Annotated in this window: 11 protein-coding genes; 2 read left to right on the forward strand and 9 right to left on the reverse strand. The window is 70.7% G+C overall.

Features of this window, described 5'->3' with window-relative positions:
- Positions 1 to 5: 5 nt before the first annotated feature.
- From PQI66_RS10155 to PQI66_RS10170, 4 genes are all read right to left on the reverse strand, one after another.
- Positions 6 to 1184, reverse strand: coding sequence for an NAD(P)-binding domain-containing protein (locus PQI66_RS10155; RefSeq protein WP_339998005.1), 1179 nt, complete (start codon positions 1182 to 1184; stop codon positions 6 to 8).
- Positions 1185 to 2585 carry an alpha/beta hydrolase gene (locus tag PQI66_RS10160; RefSeq protein WP_339998006.1) on the reverse strand — a complete coding sequence of 467 codons (1401 nt, stop codon included), beginning with the start codon at positions 2583 to 2585 and terminating at the stop codon, positions 1185 to 1187. It abuts the gene before it with no gap.
- Positions 2585 to 2884 carry a hypothetical protein gene (locus PQI66_RS10165; RefSeq protein ID WP_339998008.1) on the reverse strand — a complete coding sequence of 100 codons (300 nt, stop codon included), beginning with the start codon at positions 2882 to 2884 and terminating at the stop codon, positions 2585 to 2587. Before PQI66_RS10165 ends, PQI66_RS10160 begins: the two co-directional genes overlap by 1 nt.
- A 173-nt stretch (positions 2885 to 3057) precedes the next feature.
- Entirely contained in the window at positions 3058 to 4533 is a 1476-nt protein-coding gene (locus PQI66_RS10170) for a SulP family inorganic anion transporter (protein ID WP_339998009.1), read from the reverse strand.
- Positions 4534 to 4569: 36 nt separating this feature from the next.
- On the opposite strand from PQI66_RS10170, the gene PQI66_RS10175 reads away from it, so the two are divergent.
- Entirely contained in the window at positions 4570 to 5460 is an 891-nt protein-coding gene (locus PQI66_RS10175) for a carbon-nitrogen hydrolase family protein (protein WP_339998010.1), read from the forward strand.
- 14 nt (positions 5461 to 5474) lie between these two features.
- Here the strand turns inward: PQI66_RS10175 and PQI66_RS10180 are convergent, their stop codons facing one another.
- The 5 genes from PQI66_RS10180 to PQI66_RS10200 all read right to left on the reverse strand — a co-directional run bounded on the left by PQI66_RS10180 (position 5475) and on the right by PQI66_RS10200 (position 11665).
- Positions 5475 to 7571, reverse strand: coding sequence for an iron ABC transporter permease (locus PQI66_RS10180; protein WP_339998011.1), 2097 nt, complete (start codon positions 7569 to 7571; stop codon positions 5475 to 5477).
- A complete protein-coding gene (locus PQI66_RS10185; RefSeq protein WP_339998012.1) occupies positions 7568 to 8719 on the reverse strand; it encodes an ABC transporter substrate-binding protein in 1152 nt (383 codons plus the stop codon). The genes PQI66_RS10180 and PQI66_RS10185 overlap by 4 nt, the downstream gene beginning before the upstream one ends.
- Before the next feature lie 23 nt (positions 8720 to 8742).
- Positions 8743 to 9594, reverse strand: coding sequence for an ABC transporter ATP-binding protein (locus PQI66_RS10190; protein ID WP_339998013.1), 852 nt, complete (start codon positions 9592 to 9594; stop codon positions 8743 to 8745).
- Positions 9595 to 9716: 122 nt separating this feature from the next.
- Complete coding sequence (locus tag PQI66_RS10195) at positions 9717 to 10463, reverse strand: helix-turn-helix transcriptional regulator (protein WP_339998014.1); 747 nt, start codon at positions 10461 to 10463, stop codon at positions 9717 to 9719.
- Complete coding sequence (locus PQI66_RS10200) at positions 10460 to 11665, reverse strand: hypothetical protein (RefSeq protein WP_339998015.1); 1206 nt, start codon at positions 11663 to 11665, stop codon at positions 10460 to 10462. The genes PQI66_RS10195 and PQI66_RS10200 overlap by 4 nt, the downstream gene beginning before the upstream one ends.
- 189 nt (positions 11666 to 11854) lie before the next feature.
- Here PQI66_RS10200 and clpB point away from each other — a divergent pair, with 189 nt between their 5' ends.
- Positions 11855 to 14449 carry an ATP-dependent chaperone ClpB gene (gene clpB, locus PQI66_RS10205; protein ID WP_339998017.1) on the forward strand — a complete coding sequence of 865 codons (2595 nt, stop codon included), beginning with the start codon at positions 11855 to 11857 and terminating at the stop codon, positions 14447 to 14449.
- Positions 14450 to 14456: the final 7 nt, after the last annotated feature.

Genomic DNA, 14456 nt, shown 5'->3' on the forward strand with positions numbered 1-14456 from the left:
AAGACTCACGACGGCGGCGACAGTCGGCGCGCGGCGACCTGTCCTGCCAGGCGTCCGGCACGGTTCGCCCCCACCGTCGACGCGGTCGAGCCGTACCCGGCCAGCAGGATCCGCTCGTCCCGCGCGACCTCCACCTCATTGACGACGGTGATCCCACCGCCGGGCTCGCGCAGGTGCAACGGTGCGAGATGGGTCAGTGCAGGACGGAATCCGGTGTTCCAGAAGATCACGTCCACCGGTTCCTCATGGCCGATCGGGAAGGGGTGCCAGCTGTCCGGTTGGACGAGCTCACCGCCGTCACCGCCGTCACCGCCGTCACCGTCGTCACTGCGGTCGCTGCCGGCCTCGCCGCCGAAGGTCACCGATTCTTCATTGATGCGGGTGAACATACCCCGGGAGACCAACGTCCCGTCCACGACGCCGGCGAGATACTCCGGCAGCGCCGGAATGCCGGTGTTGCGCACCACCGAGGCCGGGCGTCGGCCCTGCTCGGTGTCGGCACGCACCCGGCGTTCCACGTCCCGCCCCCACGTCGCGTCGTCGTTGTCGAAGGTCCGGTCCACGAAGTTCGGCGGGCGGCGGGTGGCCCACACCGTGGAGGCGGCACCACCGGGCTGGTGGAGTTCGAGCAGGAACTGGACCGCGCTCAGGCCGCCGCCGACGACGAGAACCCTCTCTCCCGCGAAGTCCTCCTTCCTCGTGTACTCCGTGGTGTGCAGTTGGCGTCCGCGGAACCGGTCGATCCCCGGGGTGTAGGGGATGTAGGGGTGCGTCCAGGTGCCGGTGGCGCTGATCAGCATCCTGGTCTGGATCCGGGTGCACGTCCCGTCCGCCATCACCGTCACGGTGAGTGGTCCTGGCGCGCCACCGTCGACACGGATGACCCGGGCCGGTCGTCTCACCTTCAGGGCGAACGTCTCCTCGTAGGAGCCGTAGTAGTCGGCGACCAGGTTCGCGGCGGGGACATCCGGGTCAGGGCGGGGCATCGGGAGTCCCGGCAGGTCGGCGATGCCGTGCGCCCGGCCCAGCGTCAACGAATCCCACCGGTGCCGCCATGCGCCGCCGGGGCCGTCATTCCCGTCGAGGACGAGCATGTCGACCCCCGGTGTGAACCCCTTCCGCACCAGCGCATGTGCTGCCGCGAGACCGGCCTGGCCGGCACCGACGATGACCACCGAGAACATTCAGCGCACCTGTTCCAGCACATGGTCGTCGGACAGGTAGCTGCTGTGGGAGTCCCATTCGCCCCGGAACCACAGGTAACCGTCGGTCATGCGGCCCAGCATACGTCCGACGACACCGTCCTGCTGACCAGGTGGCGCGCCGTTCACGCTGTCCGCGCCGAAGCCCGCCGCCGTCGGATCGCTCCCGTGCACACCGCCGAACGCCCCGGTCGCGGCGCCGATGAGATCCCCCGGTGCCCGCCACGCGTGGACCTCGGCGTGGCCGTCCAGGGCGTCGAGGTTCATCCGGTCCGCCTGCCCCGCCCCGGTGCCGGGACTGCCCAGCAGATGCACGGTGTCGGCGGCCAGCGGGGACGCCGGATCCCGCGCGGCCGCGCCGACCAGTGTGGTGCCGTAACTGTGCGCCACGACCTGAAGCTCGGCACCGTCGGCAGACCGCTCCCGCAGCGTCGACTGCACGGAGCGCAGGGACGGGGCACCGACACCGGCGTAGCTCGGACTCAGCCCGCGGCCCACGTCATCCGGGGCACGGTAGCCGTGCCAGGCGACGACGGCGTGCCCGGGACCGGCGATGCGTCCGGCGCCGCCCGCAGAGCCGACGAGCGCGCCGTCCGACGACGATCCGACACCACTGACGATCGTGGTCACCTTCCCCGCCGTCGCGATGTCGCCGACAACCACGACCGCCTCCCCGTCGACCTGCTCCACCGACACCCCGACCGCGTCCGGGTCCAGGCCACGCAGCGCCAGCTCCTGCCGCGCCGAGACGACCGCCCGACGCAGGGCAGCCTCCCGGGCGTCGTCCAGCGGGACCTGCAGTCCCGACGGCATCGTCACCGCCGCCGCCGTCGCTGCGGGATCGGCGACGAGTTCCGCCCGTGCGGCGCCGGCGTCCAGCCCACGACGGTCCACCGCGGTCACCACCGGGGCCTCGCGGACCGCGCACAGCGCAGCGACCACCGCCGCCGTCGCACCGTCAAGCGCCGAGGCGAAGGCGCGGCAGGCGTGCAGGACCACCGACCAGGCCGCCGCCAGCGCGGTCAACGCCGGGACCGGGGTCGGCGGGGTCACGGTGCCGGTCGGGGAGACCTGCATCCCCGTCGTCCGCGACAACGCCAGGACCGGGGCGACCTGGCCCTTCACCTGTCCCAGCGCCGCAGCATGGTGCCGCAGGACGACACCGACCCCGCGGGCGGCGACGGACACCGCGATCACCCGGTTCGCGGAACTGTCGACCCGGTGGCGCATCGCGTCCGAGGCCGTACCACTCCATCCCGGCAGCGCCCCGTGGCCCCGCAGGCCGGTTCCGGCAGTATCCAGCTCTCCTGCCGCCGCGGACCACGAATGCGCGCAGGCGGCAGTCTCCTCGACGGTGGCCGTGGCGAGTTCCCGGACGTCCATCAGCGCGCACCTTCCAGGGAGACGGTGGCATCCTGCTCGGCGGAATCCACGACAGCAGCGAAAGAACGCAGGTCACCGCCCAGCACATCCACCACCCGCGCCTCCCCACCGACGGCAGCGGCGACCTGACCGGCGCCGTCGACCAGGGCCGCGAGCGTGCGCCCTCCGGGCAGCGACGCCGCCGACGGCACGGATGCCGCGACGTCCTGCGCGACGGCCGAGATCACGGACACCTCCCCGTCCAACGCCTGCGCGGTGACCCTGACCTGCGACGGATCGATGCCAAACACGGTCGTCATGCTGCCTCCTGGAGGGGAACCGGTGAACTGCGGTCCACGGAGACTACGACACCGCCGAGCAGGGCAGGAAGGGGTGCAGACAAGGTGCCCCGAACTGTGGACAACTTTCGTCGGATTCCACCGACGAACTACCGCGGCCTGTGGATAACCCGATCACCCCGATCGTGCGGTCCTCAGTCCAACCGGCCCTCCAGCCGGTCGATGTACCCGCGGCTCGTGGCGTCCAGTCCGGTGAAGGTCACCGACTTCCCCCGCCGCGCGTACTGCTCGCGGACCCCCTGAAGTGCCGCGACCGTGGACGAGTCCCACACCGTCGCATCCGAGAAATCGACCGTGACCTCGTCCGGGTCGTGCGTGTAGTCGAACTGGTACACCAGGTCATTCGAGGAGGCGAAGAACAACTGCCCGTCCACCCGGTACCGTCCGCTGCCCGGCCCGCCGACCCTCTCCACCCTGGTCAGGTGCGCCACGCGCCGGGCGAAGGCCACCATCGCGGTGAGCACGCCCAGGATCACCCCGACCGCCAGATTGTCCGTCAGCACCGTCGCCACCACCGTCACCAGCAGCACCACCGTCTCGGAGACCGGCATCACCCGCAGCGTGCGCACACTGTTCCAGTCGAAGGTGGTGAACGCCACCACCAGCATGACCGCCACCAACGCAGCCATCGGGATCTGCCCCACCAGGTCCGACAGGGACACCGACAGGACGATGAGGAACGCGCCGGCGAGGAAGGAACTCACCCGTGTCCGGGCACCGGCCTGCTTGACGTTGATCATCGTCTGCCCGATCATCGCGCAGCCGCCCATGCCGCCGAAGAAGCCGGTCACCACGTTCGCCGCACCCTGGCCGAGCGACTCGCGGGTCTTGTCCGAGTGCGTGTCGGTCAGGTCGTCGACGAGCTTCGCCGTCAACAGGGACTCCATCAGCCCCACCAGCGCCAACGCCACCGCGTACGGACCGATGATCCCCAGCGTCTCCGCCGAGAACGGCACCGACGGCACGCCGAACCCCGGGAAGGACGACGGCAGCTCGCCCTGGTCACCCACCGTCGGCACGTCCCAGCTGAACACCATCACCGCCAGGGTGATCAGCAGGATCGACGCCAACGGTGCCGGGAACTTCGAGGTCACCCGCGGGAACAGGATGATCACCAGCAGCCCGGCCGCCGTCAACGGGTACACCAGCCACGGCACCCCGACCAGGTGCTGGAGCTGGGCGGAGAAGATCAGGATCGCCAGCGCGTCGACGAACCCGACCATCACCGACCGCGGGATGAAGCGCATCAACTTCGCCACGCCCAGCGCGCCCATCACCATCTGCAGCACCCCGCCGAGGATCACCGTGGCCAGCAGGTACTCCACCCCGTGGTCCCGGGCGACCGGGAAGATCACCAGTGCGATCGAGCCGGCCGCGCCGGAGACCATGCCCGGACGCCCGCCCAGCACCGCCGTCACGCACGCCATGGTGAACGCCGCGTAGAGGCCCATCATCGGGTCCAGGCCCGCGACGATCGCGAAGCTCAGGGACTCCGGGATCAGCGCGAACGCGGTCACCAGGCCGCCGAGGATCTCGACGGTGAGCAGGCGCGGACTGCGCAGGGCGCTGACGACGCTGGCGGGGGAACGTTCGGCGGTGGAAGAACTCACCCGACAATCCTAGGCCGGTCACGTACCCTTGGCAGCATGCGCATCGCCGTCATCCAGATGAACTCCGTGCCGGACGTCGACAAGAACCTCGAGAAGATCAGATCCTACATCGCCGGGTCCGCCGAGAACGGCGCCGACCTGGTGGTCTTCCCCGAGGCTGCGATGTTCCCCTTCGACGCGGGACGTCTCGACGTCATCGCACAGCCGTTGGACGGTCCCTTCGCCCGTGCCGTCGAGAAAGCGGCGAAGGGCGCCGGGACGACCGCCGTCGTCGGCATGTTCACCCCCGCCGACACCGTCTACCGGCTGCCGTCCGGCGAGCTGCAGACCGAACCTGTCGAGGGCTCCGGTGAGGCCAACAGGTTCCGCCGCGTGCACAACACCCTGCTCATCACCGGTCCACAGGGCACCGAGCACTACCACAAGATCCACACCTTCGACGCCTTCGGTTACCGGGAGTCCGACACCGTCAAGCCCGGTACCCGCCGGGTCACCTACGACATCAACGGGGTCACCATCGGCCTGGCGACCTGCTACGACATCCGTTTCCCCGGGCACTTCTACGCCCTGGCGGAGGAGGGCGCCACGGTCATGGTCGTGCCCACCGCCTGGACCGACGGGCCGGGCAAGCTCGACCAGTGGCGCACCCTCACCGCCGCCCGCGCCCTCGACACCACCAGCTACGTCGTCGCCGCCGGTCAGGCCCGTCCAGGCTCCCCGGACCGTTACGGTCAGAATGACGGACCGACCGGCATCGGCCACTCCGTGATCGTCAGTCCGGGTGGCGCCCGGTTGGCGGAGACCGGCTACGTCGCCCAGATCCTCATGGTCGACATCGACCCGAACCATGTGGAGAAGGTCCGCAAGGGCCTCCCGGTGCTCAAGGGGCACCGGCAGGACCTGGAGATCGGCAAGAAAGGCGCGTAGCAGGGGGACCCGGGTCACGTCCTGCGCAGCAGCCACACGAAGTAGGGTGCGCCGACCAGGGCGATCATCAGCCCCGCCGGCACCTGGGCCGGTGCGATGACGGAGCGTCCCAGTCCGTCGGCGAGGCACACCATCGCCGCGCCGAGCACCATCGCCACCGGCAGGACGCGGGCATGTCGCCCGCCGACCAGGGCCCGGGCCAGGTGCGGGGCGACGAGCCCCACGAATCCGACGACCCCGACGGCCACCACGCTCACCGCCGCCAGCACGGCCGAGAGCGCCAGCAGCCCCAGCCTGGTGCGTTCCACCGGCACCCCCAGCACCCGCGGGGTGTCCTCGTCCATCGACATCAGGTCCAGGTGACGCCGCAGGAGGACCAGCACCGGCAGCGACAGCAGCAGGACCACCGCGACCGGGACGACGTCGGGGAACGTCCGGCCGTAGGTCGTGCCGGACAGCCAGGTGAAGATCCGCGGCGTGTCGTAGGGGTTCGCCCGCAGCAGCAGGAACGTCGTCGCCGACGAGATGCCGTAGCCACAGCCGATCCCGATGAGCACGAAGCGGTCGGGCAGCAGTCCACCACGCCAGGCGAGCGCCGTGACCAGGGCGAACGTCGCCAGGCCCGTCGTCACCGCCAGCGCGACGAGCACGGGTCGTCCACCGTCGGGCAGCAGGGTGGTGGCGATGACCGCCCCGAGGCCCGCGCCGGCGGTGATGCCGAGCAGTCCGGGCTCGGCCAGGGGGTTGCGTACCGTGCCCTGCACGACGGTGCCGGCCACCCCGAGCGCGGCTCCGGCGAGGACGGCGGCGGCGACACGTGGGGCACGGGTGTCCAGCGCCCCGTCGACGATGCCAGGGGCGGTGTCGCGCAACCACAGTGCGACGTCTCCGAGCCGGAGCCAGAGGCTACCCGCGAGCAGCCCGTAGACGGTCGCGACGACGAGGAGGACGACCGCGGCGGCGAGCACCGTCAGGAAGCGGCGCCGTGCCTGGGATGGGGTGAATGTCCCACGACGGGCCCCGGCGTTGGCGCGGGCGGCGCGTACCACCCCCTGGTCGCGCATGCGCATCGCCAGGACCACGATGACCACCGCGCCGAGCAGCGACGTCGGGATGCCCGTGGGGATCGACGCGGCCTGCTCGGCACCGAGGACCGCGCGCAGCAGGGCGTCGGCCAGCAGGACGATCAGGGCGCCGACCAGGCCGGTCACGGGAATCAGCACGGCGTGGCGCCGTAGACCGCGCACCCGGGTGGAGAGCAGCCGGGCGAGCACCGGTGCGCCCAGGCCGATGAAGCCCAGTGGCCCGGCGACGGTCACCGAGAGGGCGGTGAGCAGGACGGCGAGGACGACGGCGGTGGCACGGGTCGCGCGGACGGGGATGCCGAGGGTGGTGGCGGTGTCGTCGTCACCGGGGGAGAGGACGTCGAGGCGGCGGGACAGCAGCACCGCGGCGACGAGGGCCAGCAGGATCACCGGCACCGCACGGGCCGAGGCGTCCACGCTGAGCTGGGAGAGCGAGCCGGCCCCCCAGGCGAACAGGCCGGTGGTGTTCTGGCTGAACAGGATCAGCAGCATGCCGGTGACCGCGTCCAGTGCCATGGCGATCGCGGAGCCGGCGAGGATGAGCTTCGTCGTCCCGGTGGCGCCGCCCCGGCCGGACCCCGTGCCGGTGAGGGTCAGCACCAGGGTGGCGGACGCCAGCCCGCCGGCGAAGGCGACCAGACCGGACGCCCAGAACGGCACGCTGACGCCGAACGCCGCCACCGCCGTCAGCGTCACGTAGGACCCGGCGGTCACCGCGAGGGTGTCGGGGGAGGCGAGCTGGTTGCGTGTCACCGACTGCAGGAGGATACCGGCGACGCCGAGCGCGAAGCCGACGGTGACCCCGGCGAGCAGCCGGGGGATCCGCGATCCGGAGAGGATGCTGCTGACGGGGACGCCGTTGACGTCCTGCGGCGCGTCCGGGTGACCGACGGCGTACAGGACCAGGTCCCGGATGCCGAGACCGGAGGTGCCCTGGGTGAGGTGCCACAGGCCCACGACGAGGATCGCCGCCACGAGGGCGACGATCAGGCTGAGGGGTGCGAGGGGTGCGCGGGTCTGTCTCACTTGGCGTCGGCGGTGCCTTCGGAGCTTTCGGAACTTTCGGAACTATCAGTACCTTCAGCACCTGTCACAGCCTTGACGGCCTCGACGAAGGCGTCGATCAGCTGGATGCACGAGCGGGGTCCGCCGGCGGCCCAGAGATCGTTGGGGAACTCGTGGGTGCGGTTCTCCTTCACGGCGGGCAGGTTGTTCCAGATCGGGTTGGAGGTCATGGCCTCGACGTAGTCGTCGGCGCCACCCTGGGATCCGGTGTAGAAGAGGTTGGCGTCGCCGACGGCGGTGAGGCCCTCGATGTCGGTCTGGGCGAGGCCGTAGGAGGGGTCGACCCCGCCGTCGCCGTAGGAGTCGTTGATGTCGTCGGTCCAGGCGGAGGTCATGCCGAGTTCCTCGCCGAGCTGGGTCATCAGTGCACCGTCGGTGTAGGGACGGACGGTGAGGTTGCCGCTCTCCACCCAGCCGTCGAAGTAGAGGAAGTCGGACTCGTCGCGGTCCCGGAGGGTGGCGACGGTGTCGGCGAGATCGTCGCGGGCGGCGGCGAGATGGTCGTCGAACTCCTGGTTGATCTCCTCGGCACGGGCGGAGCGGCCGGTGGCCTCGCCGATCTTGGTGAGGACGTTCTTGACGGTGCCGATCTGGTCGGCGGCGTCGGCACCCTTGACGGCCAGGACGGGGACGTCACGCTGTTCGAGCTGGGTGAGCACGGCGTCGTCGGTGCTGAACGCCTCGACGATGATGAGGTCGGGGTCGGCACCGTAGATGGCGTCGAGGTCGGGTTCGCCGCGTTCGCCGGCGTTGACGACGTCGTCGGGCAGGGCCTCGGCACTGACGTAGGTGCTGTAGTCGTCCGGTGAGGCGACGGCGACCGGATCGACGCAGAGGCTGATCGCGTCCTCGATCTCCTGCCATTCGAGCACGGCGACGCGACTGGCGGGTTTGTCGAGCTCCACGGTGCGTCCCAGGTCGTCGGTCATGGAGACCGGGTCGGTGCTGGTCTCGACGTCGCCGTCGCAGCCGGCGGCACCGGAGGTGGGGACCTCGCCGGCGTCGGACGACCCGGACGAGCCGGTGTCGGTGGTGCCGCAGGCGGCGAGGCTGAGGGTGGCGGTGGCCGTCACCGCGGTGAGCGCGGTCAGGAGCCGTCGGGTTCGCATGGGGGTCCTTTCAGGGCTGTTTATCAGGGGGTGGTCCGGACGATGCCCCGGTCGGGGTGCCGTCCGATCGGGTCGATGCGCAGGCGTCCGGTGCGGGGGTCCACGCCGACGTCGACGGGGATGTCGTAGGCGGTGCTGATGTTCTCGGCGGTCAGGACGTCCTGGGGCGGCCCGGTGGCGAGGACGCGACCGCCGGCGAGCAGGATGAGGTTGTCGGCCACGCGCAGGGCGTGGTCGAGGTCGTGCAGGACGACGCCGACGGCGACGGGAGCGGAGGAGCGCCCGTCGGCGAGATCGCGGATGAGGTCGAGGATCTCCGTCTGGAAGCGCAGGTCGAGGTGGTTGGTGGGTTCGTCGAGCAGGACGACACCGGTGTCCTGGGCGAGGCAGGCGGCCAGCCACGCGCGTTGGACCTCGCCGCCGGAGAGCTCGCCGGCGTTGCGGTCGGCCTTGTCCGCCATGCCGGTGACCTCCAGGGCACGGTCCACGGCGCTGTGGTCGTCGGGGGAGAGCCCGGCGAACCGGCGGCGGTGCGGGTGGCGTCCGAAGCTGACGACGTCGCGCACGGTCAGCCCGTCCGGGGTCGGGCGGGACTGGGAGAAGAGGGTGAGGCGGGTGGCGACGTCCCGGTGGCTGAGCAGTGCCATGTCCCCGCCGTCGAGCCGGACGGTGCCGCCGGTGACGGGGTGGAGCCGTGCCATGGACCGCAGCAGGGTGGACTTCCCCGAGCCGTTCGGCCCGACGAGCGCGGTGACGGTGCCCGGGGTGAGGGTGGCGGAGACGTCGTGGATCACCGTCGACCGGCCGTAGCCGAGGGTGAGGTGGTCGCCCTCGAGGGTGCGGGCGCCGGTGGAGCCCGGTGAGGCGCTGGACATGGGTGTGCTCTGGGTCCTTCGGAGACAGGGGGACGGCAGGAGGATTCGATAGCCTAACCTCAAGAAGACTAGGGCAGCGTCACCGGTGTCCGCAATCTCGTTTTCAGGACATCCGGTTCGGTTTACCGGACAGTGCGCGGGGGTGTGGCGGGGCGGTAGGTGCCGGGGGTCGTCCCCATCGTCCGGCGGAAGGTGTCGATGAACGTGCTGGTCTGGGCGTAGCCGAGTCGGCGGGCGACGTCCTGCACCGGCGTTCCGTCGCTCAGCAGGGTCAGTGCCCGCTGGATGCGCAGTGTCAGCCGCCACTGCCCGAACGGAAGGCCGGTGGACTCGCGGAAAGCGCGGGTGATGGTGCGTTCGCTGGTGCCCAGGCGTCGGGCCCACACCTCCAACCCACTGAGGTCGCCCGGGTCGGACAGCAACGTGCGGACGACGGGTGCGATGCGGGGGTCGTCGGGCACCGGGAGGTCCAGTGGGGCGGACACGGGGTGCAGGACGTCGAAGACGACGGCCTCGGCACGTCGTCGTTCCCCGTCGGAGAGTGTGTCCTGCCCGAGGTGGGTGAGCAGCGACTCGAGGACAGGGTTCATCGTCACCACCGTGACCTCCGCCGGCGCGGTGAACCCGGCGGGGGTGTGGTCGGGGGAGAACAGGGTGCCGTAGAGCGTGACCCCGGACGTCACCTCACCGGAGTGCTCGGTGCCGGCGGGGATCCAGATGCCGCGTCCCTCGGGGACGGCGAAGATGCGGCCCTGTGCGCGGGTCGTCATCGCACCCCGGCGGACCCACACCAGTTCATGGGAGGTGTGGCTGTGGGTGGGCCAGCTGGTCGGCGGGTTCGTCGCCCCGGCGGTGATGATGGAGGTCACGGCTCGGCGAAGATCTGCTCCGGGTCGACGCCGGCGTCGGTGAGGACGCGGACCTCGTCGCCGACGGTGGCGGCGTCCTCCCCGGAGACCAGGACGAGGGTGCCGTCGCGGTGGGCCGCTCCCGCCCCCGACGCCGTTCTCAGAGCCGTGGTCAGGGCCGTTTCTGCGGCGGTGGTGTGGTCCTCGTCAGCGACGACCGGTGTGACGGTGAGCCAGGGGAAGCCCCGCTCCAGCCCGCGGAGGTCGTCGAGTCCGTACAGGTCACGCGAGGTGTCGACGCCCCAGAACAGGTCCACGGCAGGAGGGGTGTCCGTGCCGGAGACGTCCAGGACCAGGGCGCGTAGTGCGGCAAGACCGGTGCCGACGGCGATCATGACGACGCGGGACGGGGCGTCGTCGCCGGTGGGGACGCCGAGTCCGCCGGCCGGGTTGGCGACGACCCAGGTTTCCCCGACCTCCGGTTCGCCCGCGGAGGCGGGGCAGTGGAACTCCAGGTAGCCGGCCGGGTTCGGCGGCAGGGCGGAGGCGTACTGCTGCCAGTCGTCCGGGGAGGCGGGGGTGCGGACCTCCAGTGTCTGCCCCGCCCACCCGGTGTCGGGGGAGGAGGCCTGCAGACGTACGACGGTGGTCTGCGCGGTGCGGGGGACGACCTCGAGCACCGTCGCCGGGAGGGAGGCGGGGATGCCGGCGTCGTCGTCCTCGACCGCGCCGAGTGCGACGATGCGCACGGCGTTGTCCACGGCCTGGAGAAGCTCGGTGAGGCCGTCCGGGATGCCGAGTTCGCCGGCGCGGCGGTAGGTCAGGTCGACACCGGGGTAGGGGTGGCCGAACTCGTCGCAGAGGGCGCGCCCGGCCGCCTCGGCGGCGGCGACGTAGTGCTGCATCGTGACCCCGAACTTGCGCAGGTCACGGCCCAGGTAGGCGAGGTACTCGGTGTGGGCGGGGGTGAACTCCGCCTGGGAGCCGGTCAGCCCGTTCGAGGCGTGCAGGACGGCGCGGCGCAGCAGGTCGGGTGGGACGGGGGACGGCGGGCAGGTCGTTCCGTCGCTGGTGGCGGGGTTGTGTGCCGGCGCCAGCGGGGCGGCGAGCGTGGAGAGGTGGGTGCGGGCGCGGGAGGCGATACGGTCGATGTGCGTGCGTGCGGCCTGTACTGCTGAAGCCAGGTCGCCGAGGTCGTCGGCGTGTCCCCTCTCTGGTGTCATGGGAACCATTGTGGCACGCGCACGGAGATCTTCCGGGGCGACAACGGAATGTGACGGACATCACAGTACTGTGTTCTAGTTGAGTGGAACAGACTCAAGTCGGTGTGCGTTGGAATGACCGTAAGTGAAAGTTGACACGAACACGCTAAAGTAGACACCGGCACGCACACGCAGAGAAGGAGACTGACGATGAGCGGATTCACCCCCACCACCCGTACCCAGGAGGCCATGCAGGCGGCACTGCAGTCCGCCAGCGCCAACGGCAACCCGGACATCCGTCCGGCCCACCTCCTCGTGGCGATCCTCGACCAGGAGGACTCCATCGCCCGCCCCGTCCTGCAGGCCGCCGGCGTCGACGCCGACGACGTCCTGCGCGACGCCCGCGACCTCGTCGCAGGCTACCCGCAGGCGTCCGGCTCCGGGATGGCCAACCCGAACTTCAACCGGGACGCGCTCAACGCGCTGACCGCCGCCCAGGAACTCGCCGAGGAACTCGGCGACTCCTACGTCTCCACCGAGGTGCTGCTCGCCGGCATCGCCAAGGGCGACTCCGAGGCCGCCACGGCCCTGCACACCCGCGGTGGCACCTTCGAGGCCATCCGTGGTGCCTTCGAGTCCGTGCGCGGCAACCGCAAGGTCACCACCGAAGAGCCGGAGGGCCAGTTCCAGGCGCTGGAGAAGTACTCCACCGACCTCACCGCCCGGGCCCGCGAGGGCAAGATCGACCCCGTCATCGGACGTGACCAGGAGATCCGCCGCGTGGTCCAGGTGCTGTCCCGGCGTACGAAGAACAACCCCGTGCTCATCGGTGAGCCCGGCGTGGGCAAGACCGCCATCGTCGAGGGCCTGGCCCGGCGCATCGTCGCCGGCGACGTGCCCGAGTCCCTGCGCGGCAAGAAGCTGATCAGCCTCGACCTGGGTTCGATGGTCGCCGGTGCGAAGTACCGCGGCGAGTTCGAGGAACGCCTCAAGGCCGTCCTCGACGAGATCAAGGAGGCCGAGGGCGAGGTCGTCACCTTCATCGACGAGCTGCACACCATCGTCGGTGCCGGTGCCACCGGTGAGTCCGCGATGGACGCCGGCAACATGATCAAGCCGCTGCTCGCCCGCGGTGAACTGCGCCTGGTGGGAGCGACCACCCTCGACGAGTACCGCAAGTACATCGAGAAGGACGCCGCCCTGGAGCGCCGTTTCCAGCAGGTCTACGTCGGCGAGCCGACCGTGGAGGACACCGTCGGTATCCTGCGTGGGCTCAAGGAGCGCTACGAGGTGCACCACGGCGTGCGTATCCAGGACTCCGCGCTGGTCAGCGCCGCCTCCCTGTCGGACCGGTACATCACCAGCCGCTTCCTGCCGGACAAGGCCATCGACCTGGTCGACGAGGCCGCGTCCCGGCTGCGCATGGAGATCGACTCGCGTCCCGAGGAGATCGACGACTCCGAACGGATCGTCCGACGCCTCGAGATCGAGGAGATGGCGCTCAGCCAGGAGACCGACGACGCCTCCAAGGACCGCCTGGTCAAGCTGCGGGCCGAACTCGAGGACGAGCGCGAGAAGCTCAACGGGCTCATGGCCCGCTGGGAGAACGAGCGCGGGTCCATCGACCGGCTGCGTGAGCTGAAGGAGGAGCTGGACAACCTGCGCACCGAGTCCGAGATCGCCGAGCGCGACGGGGACTACGCCCGTGTCGCCGAACTGCGCTACGGCCGTATCCCGGAGTTGGAGAAGCAGGTCGGTGAGGCCGAGTACGAGGCCGCCCAGGCCGAGGAGCAGCGCATGCTCACCGAGGAGGTCACCCCGGACACCATCGCCGAGGTCGTCTCCGCGTGGACCGGTGTCCCCGCCGGCAAGATGCTGGAGGGTGAGACCGAGAAGTTGCTGGCCATGGAGAAGGTGCTCGGTGGACGGGTCGTCGGGCAGTCCGAGGCCGTCACCGCCGTCTCCGACGCGGTGCGCCGCGCCCGGGCCGGTGTCGCCGATCCGGACCGCCCGACCGGTTCCTTCCTCTTCCTCGGACCGACCGGTGTCGGCAAGACCGAGCTGGCGAAGTCCCTGGCGGAGTTCCTCTTCGACGACGAGCACGCCATGGTCCGCATCGACATGTCGGAGTACGGCGAGAAGCACTCCGTGGCACGTCTCGTCGGTGCACCTCCCGGATACGTCGGTTACGACGCCGGTGGTCAGCTGACCGAGGCCGTGCGGCGCCGCCCGTACACGGTGGTGCTGTTCGACGAGGTGGAGAAGGCGCACCCGGACGTCTTCGACGTGCTGCTGCAGGTCCTGGACGAAGGACGCCTGACCGACGGCCAGGGCAGGACGGTGGACTTCCGCAACACCATCCTCATCCTCACCTCGAACCTCGGGGCCGGTGGCAGCGAGGAGCAGGTGATGAACGCGGTGAAGGCGGCGTTCAAGCCGGAGTTCATCAACCGGTTGGACGACGTGGTCATCTTCGACGCCCTGTCGCAGGAGCAGCTGACCTCCATCGTGGAGATCCAGGTCGCGCAGCTCGCCGAGCGACTCGCCGCCCGGCGCCTGGAGCTGCAGGTCACCGAGGACGCCAAGGTGTGGCTCGCCGAGCGTGGCTACGAACCGGCCTACGGTGCCCGGCCGCTGCGCCGTCTGATCCAGAAGGCGATCGGCGACGCGCTGGCCAAGAAGTTGCTGGCCGGTGAGGTCCGTGACGGGGACACCGTGAAGGTCGACCTGCCGCGGGACGCCTCCGGTGTCGCCGACCCGACGGCGGACGCACTGTCCATCGAGGCGGTCGCGCACGAGGCGTAGGCCACCG

The sequence above is a fragment of the Corynebacterium sp. USCH3 genome, from assembly GCF_037619475.1.
GTDB lineage: Bacteria > Actinomycetota > Actinomycetes > Mycobacteriales > Mycobacteriaceae > Corynebacterium.